Here is a 5,542-nt window from a genome sequence, read left to right on the forward strand (position 1 = left end):
CCTTTTGACGAAGTTTATGGGGTGAGCTGCTTGAGGGAAAACCTCACGAGCAGTTCTTATGGGGAGAGGCTGGAGACGGGCCGCAACTGATACCGCGCCAGTCTTTTACCCGACAGCTGTTATTTAAGATATGGAAATCTTGGTTTCAAATTCATCGTTGTAAATCTATTAAACAAGAACGATTAGAATGTCACCTTTATGGGCAACTCATTAGTATTCTATTATGTTCTTCTACTATGTTTAAAATGCGAGAACTCCTGTTACGTAAGAAACAGAAAGAGCTAAGTGAATATAAAGCGATGTACATAATTAAGGATTATTTTTTACTTTTTTACCAAGCATTACACAAAAACACCCAAGAATTATCAAAGGTTCTCCTTCGTCTGTTTAACCTCCTACAGCGTAACGGACGAAAATCTCATCGTTATGAGAAAAAGACAGTCTTTGATATTTTGGGTGTTGTTTATGAGTATACCACTTCTACTCATCAGGTAGCATAGTAAAAAAATTGAAACCCGTCAGGGTTTATTTGATATGCCCACTTTTATAAAATCTATAAAAGATAATAATAAACTATATGAAAAGACCGCATTTTGTATGAAAATATACCTTAAGTTGATGGATGTGGGGTGGTACCCCTATGTACGCAGTAATACTATGAACAAAGAAATTGAGTTGGATATATAAAACCGAGATACTCCCATTTTTTCAGTTTGGGGGTATCTCGGTTTTAGGTTTTGGTGTAAAAATTCCAAGACTCTTGCAAGTAATCTCCTAAACTTGGAAATACTAATACTTGCACTTTAAAAATGGACGTGATTAGTATGGAAAAGCAAAACTTATTCAAGTTGAAACACTATCATTTGCACCATAACCAGACAAAGCCTTGTTGTATAAACAAGACTTTGTTACACAATCATATATCTGCTATCCTCTGAAACACATAAATTGGTCGTAATAATTTTTACATGACATTTCCCAAATCGTCGCTTGACTTCTGATTTCAATTTTTCGGTTGCTTCCTCTAAAGAACGTGCTGAAATAATTGCTGATTGTAAACTTCTTTCTTTGCTACCATACATCACTGAAAAATCAATTTCATACCGATGTATCATGGTTCCCCCACTTCCTTTCTTTTGAAATCGCTTTGTCCACTCGAACGAAAGATAAATACCAATACATAACCAAATATATGAAATATCTTCTGAAAAATTGTCCGTTATTTTCTTATTTCTTCAAAAATCCATATGAATCTCCTAACAAACTGAATAAGAAACTATTTCTTAATGGACACCAGATGTATTAGGTCGTTCTGTAAAACCCATTACAAGCGAATCTGATAAGTTATTTTCTTTGGAACGTAAATTTTTTGTGCTTATAGTCGTACGAAAATTGTTTTCCTACACACCCTATTGCCAATCCTTTTGAAAGTGTAGCCGATAATAAAATTATCACTTGTTGGATTGAGTTCTCCCCCAAATAATGATTAGAAATGTACACACAACTAACACAAGAAGTTTAGAAACATACAAAAAAGCCAAGGCTTTCTTGGAAAAGCGCTTGGCTGTTCATTTATTGATTTACTAAGATAAAAATCAATGGTGTTCCTTTCGGAATCTACAGCTTGATATAAATATATCCATTGACCTTTTACTTTAATATAGGTTTCATCGATTCTCCACGAATCATTTGTTGATTTAAGATGATGTCGTAATTTTTCTTCTAATTGAGGTCCATATTGATGAGCCCAGCGCATAATCGTTGTGTGAGCAATGGATACCCCTCTTTCCTCCATCATTTCCACCAGGTTACGGAAGCTCAAGCATTTATGTAGGTGTTTTGAAGTATCCACATGATCCAAACTTATATGATTAAATCCTAACTCAAAGATTTTTAACAAAAAAGAACCACTAAAAAGTGATTCCTTTTTGTTGAAGGCATAGTCCTACGCACATAGAGATTTGGAGAATAACTCTATAAGTTGTAGTATAGAACAATTAAATGTAAATTTATATGAATTTTTTAGTAAATTTACTATATTATGGTTGAGAAAATTTTTATACTTGATTAAGTGAGTGCTGATTAATTTTATCTTGAATAGCATCTTTAATAAATTCTTCGATGGAACTATTTGTTTCTTCCACAATTTTTTTTATGGATTTATACTCGTTATTTGTAAGAGTTACGGGCTTTGTTACAGTATTGCTATCTAAATATACACTATTGTTAACACGTGGTATCATTTTTCCTTCTATTATATAGGTTGTTAAATTATCCATCCAATCGGCTTGCATCCCAGGTGGTAATGATACTAGAGATTGACGAATATCAAAATACCAAAATTCATCTTCTACTGATATTTTTAAATTTCTCGGTGATACATACTGTAATATGAGATCTATAAATCGAAAAATATCATTTCGATATTGATAAGATTTAGGAAAGCGGAATTTCACAAATCGTTGATGGTGACTTCTCGGTTGATTAGATAAAATATAGGCAGGCTTATATCCAACTTTGATTGCATTCTCTAACGTCATGTCATTTCCAAATTCATCACGTAGTATGATATCCCCACGTTTTGGAATGGAGATAATACGTGCTAACGTATTCCCTTTCATAAATCTTTGTAATAGTACTACATTATGCTTTTGTGAGTATGTATAGATTGTATTTTTCCGCTCTATTTGTTGTACAAATTCACGGACATCATCTTCTTTCACAAATTTTGTTTTGCGATTACGATGCTCCTGTATAGTACAAGTTATCTCGCCCTCTTCTATCCATTTTTCGAGTTGATACATACTGATATGGTACTCTTTACTTGCTTGATATAAAGTAATTCCTTCTACCCCAAGTTCTTCTTTTAATTTCTCTATTTCTTCTTTTTTAAATAAAAAGCTTCCATCTAAACGCCATGTATCCTTATTAATTGGATGTAATTGTCCCTGTTTTATCAAATTATTAAATGTGAAGTGACTAATATCTAAATACTCTTTTACTTCGTTTGTGGTCATATTTATTTCGTATGAATTCAGCATTCATGTTCCCCCTAATATTACATTTTTATAGAAAATAAATAATATTATTATGTAAATTATAATTTATAAAATAAACAATTTTAACTTATTATAACATAAATTAAAAATAAACCATTTAAATATATATCTAATAACAAAATGTAATTTCTAATTAAATTCATTTTTATAATGTTATAAATCGAATGAAGTGTTATTAATTTTATCAAGAAACCTACAACCATAGAAAATAGAACATTTTCTATGGTTGCTTTTTATTTTCATTTTTATAAAATTTAATCTTACTATGTAAATAATTTTGAATGAACTTCAGTTATAATAATAGATATAAAGGGAATTAATAAGGAGTTGTAGGATAATGAGATTTGAATTAAATACGATTCATAATGAAACTTCTTTAGAAACTATAGAGAAACAAAAACAAAATTTCACAAACATAATTGCAGTATGGAATTGTGATTATATAGATGAGGCTGAATTTAAAAAGGAAAATAACGAAAGAGAAGATATATATACATACGAGGGATTTTCAGATGAAGAGATACTGTACTACTACTTGAACCGACAAACACATTTTGACCAAGAAAAACGTATCAAAGATGCATCTAGGACTTTATATGCTCGTGATCTAAGCCAGTTTTACTTCTTTATCAAACAAAGTACAGAATTTCTGCAGCAAGATGTAAAAGATTATAAAGTTGGCCAAGTCTGGAGGAATCTAAGGAAACGCCATATCCGTAATTATCAAAAATGGTTGTCCCAAGAGGCAATCTCCTATCAATCAAAAGAAAAATACAAAGCATCTACGATTAGTAGGAAACTTGGTGTGATCCGTTCTTATTTGAAATGGCTATATGAAATTCAATATATCCAGGAACCTCTTTATGTGGAGATTCTAAGTACGACCGTTAATAAGCACCATAAACCAAAACGCGAGTTATCATATGAAGAAGTGAAGCAGTTGCTTCATTATTATAAGGATAATGAAATCAATTATGCTTTATTATCAGTTTTGGCTACCACTGGCTTACGTGTTGCAGAAGTTGCGCATGCAATGTGGGAAGATCTTGAGTATGACGCTATACGTGGACGTTATTATTTAACAGTAAATACAAAGGGGGATAATGAACGGATTGTTTCTATTAATAAGGAGATTTTTAATCGTATTGTTGCATTTCGAATCCGGAGAAGGTTACCTGTAGACATTGGGAATAAAGATGGTGGGGCTATATTTCAAACAAAGAACCATACTGCTTATAGAGAGAATTACTTGTCACAATATATTTCTAAAATCATTAAGGATACCAAGTTACCCTTTACAGAGAATATACGAATTACTCCTCACTTCTTTAGACATTTTTATGTACAGTACTTATATGATTACAAGGGGCTAGCACCTCATGTCATAGCAGCTGCAGTTGGTCATAAAAATGATCGGACCACGAAAGAAAATTATTTGAAACAACGATTAACGAAAGATAATGATGCAGGGAATTTGATAACGGAGGATGAATTTTAATTTTATCTCCCTTATAAATCAGTCTTATCGGACTTCAGTATTATCGTTTTTTAGTTATGTAATTTTTACACAATCAAAATGAATCAAATCCCTGTTTATTACTGTTTTTTCTTACAAAGATACAAAGACTTCGCCAAGATTCCCTAAATATAAAACATATCCATAGAGAAGCATGTAGAACCTTGCTATAAAATGATAAAAGAAAATATAATTGAACAGTTAATGAATACGTTTGAAGAAGAAATCGATGCTGTTTATTGGATTAAATTAGATACAGAAGATTTTTACGCTTATAGTTATGAAGATTATGCCTTTACTTTTAATGCAAGTACATGATTAAAAAATTAAATATTGTACGTATATAAAGAAAAGACATCCACATAATTTTGAAAAGTAAAGAAATACCCTAACCTAATTTATTTTTGAACTAGAGTAGAATACTCATTAACACAACACGGGAAAGACTTTATCCCCGTTCTTGATATTATGGGAGAATGGGGTAAAAAATATATGGAAACTAAAATCAAAGAGCAAGAATCCATTACTACAATCAACTCTTAAAACCTTCAGTTATATAAGAGAAAAAAATAAGGATAGATGAGTCAAATACTACACTCTATCTATCCTTATTTTCACTATAAATGTGACATCATTTGATTCAAAGAAGTGCACCTTTAATATTATTTTTCTTAAAGAAAACAGCCCTGTTAGCTTAAGTATATTTCTTCACAATTTCTTTTCAATTTTAACACATATATCTAATTTAATTTCTGTAAAAAGTAATGAAAACGGTCGTTTATGGAACCTTCTTAGCGTACGAAATTCGCGTTTTGTTAGCTTGATAGCGATGGGGTATCGCCACACATCCATCAACTTAAGGATTTAGACTATTTTTGAAGTTAAAAGCACGTTACTATTCTCTTATGTTAATGAGAAAGGGTGACGTGCTTTTTATGAATATGCATCAAAAACAAGAGTTATCTTT

General features: G+C 31.3%; 3 protein-coding genes and 3 pseudogenes. 3 read left to right on the plus strand and 3 right to left on the minus strand.

The window, feature by feature from the left end; translation table 11 throughout:
* Positions 1-113 precede the first annotated feature (113 nt).
* A pseudogene (locus tag AAIE21_RS29040) lies at positions 114-500 on the plus strand (IS4 family transposase); the annotation flags it as partial.
* A gap of 408 nt (positions 501-908) precedes the next feature.
* Here the strand turns inward: AAIE21_RS29040 and AAIE21_RS29045 are convergent.
* The 3 genes and pseudogenes from AAIE21_RS29045 to AAIE21_RS29055 all read right to left on the minus strand — a co-directional run bounded on the left by AAIE21_RS29045 (position 909) and on the right by AAIE21_RS29055 (position 3,041).
* Positions 909-1,115, minus strand: a complete 207-nt coding sequence (locus AAIE21_RS29045) for a hypothetical protein (RefSeq protein ID WP_343269851.1) — start codon at positions 1,113-1,115, stop codon at positions 909-911.
* Between the two features lie 384 nt (positions 1,116-1,499).
* Positions 1,500-1,837, minus strand: a pseudogene (locus tag AAIE21_RS29050) (IS6 family transposase); the annotation flags it as partial.
* A gap of 220 nt (positions 1,838-2,057) precedes the next feature.
* Positions 2,058-3,041, minus strand: coding sequence for a helix-turn-helix domain-containing protein (locus tag AAIE21_RS29055; RefSeq protein WP_343269852.1), 984 nt, complete (start codon positions 3,039-3,041; stop codon positions 2,058-2,060).
* Positions 3,042-3,396: 355 nt separating this feature from the next.
* Here AAIE21_RS29055 and AAIE21_RS29060 point away from each other — a divergent pair, with 355 nt between their 5' ends.
* The gene (locus AAIE21_RS29060) at positions 3,397-4,557 is read left to right on the plus strand and encodes a tyrosine-type recombinase/integrase (protein ID WP_343269853.1); all 1,161 of its coding nucleotides are present in this window, start codon (positions 3,397-3,399) and stop codon (positions 4,555-4,557) included.
* A 441-nt stretch (positions 4,558-4,998) separates the two neighbouring features.
* A pseudogene (locus AAIE21_RS29065) lies at positions 4,999-5,118 on the plus strand (winged helix-turn-helix transcriptional regulator); the annotation flags it as partial.
* Positions 5,119-5,542 lie beyond the last annotated feature (424 nt).

The sequence above is a fragment of the Paenibacillus sp. 102 genome, assembly GCF_039549175.1.
In the GTDB taxonomy this organism is placed as follows: Bacteria; Bacillota; Bacilli; order Bacillales; family Bacillaceae_G; genus Bacillus_A.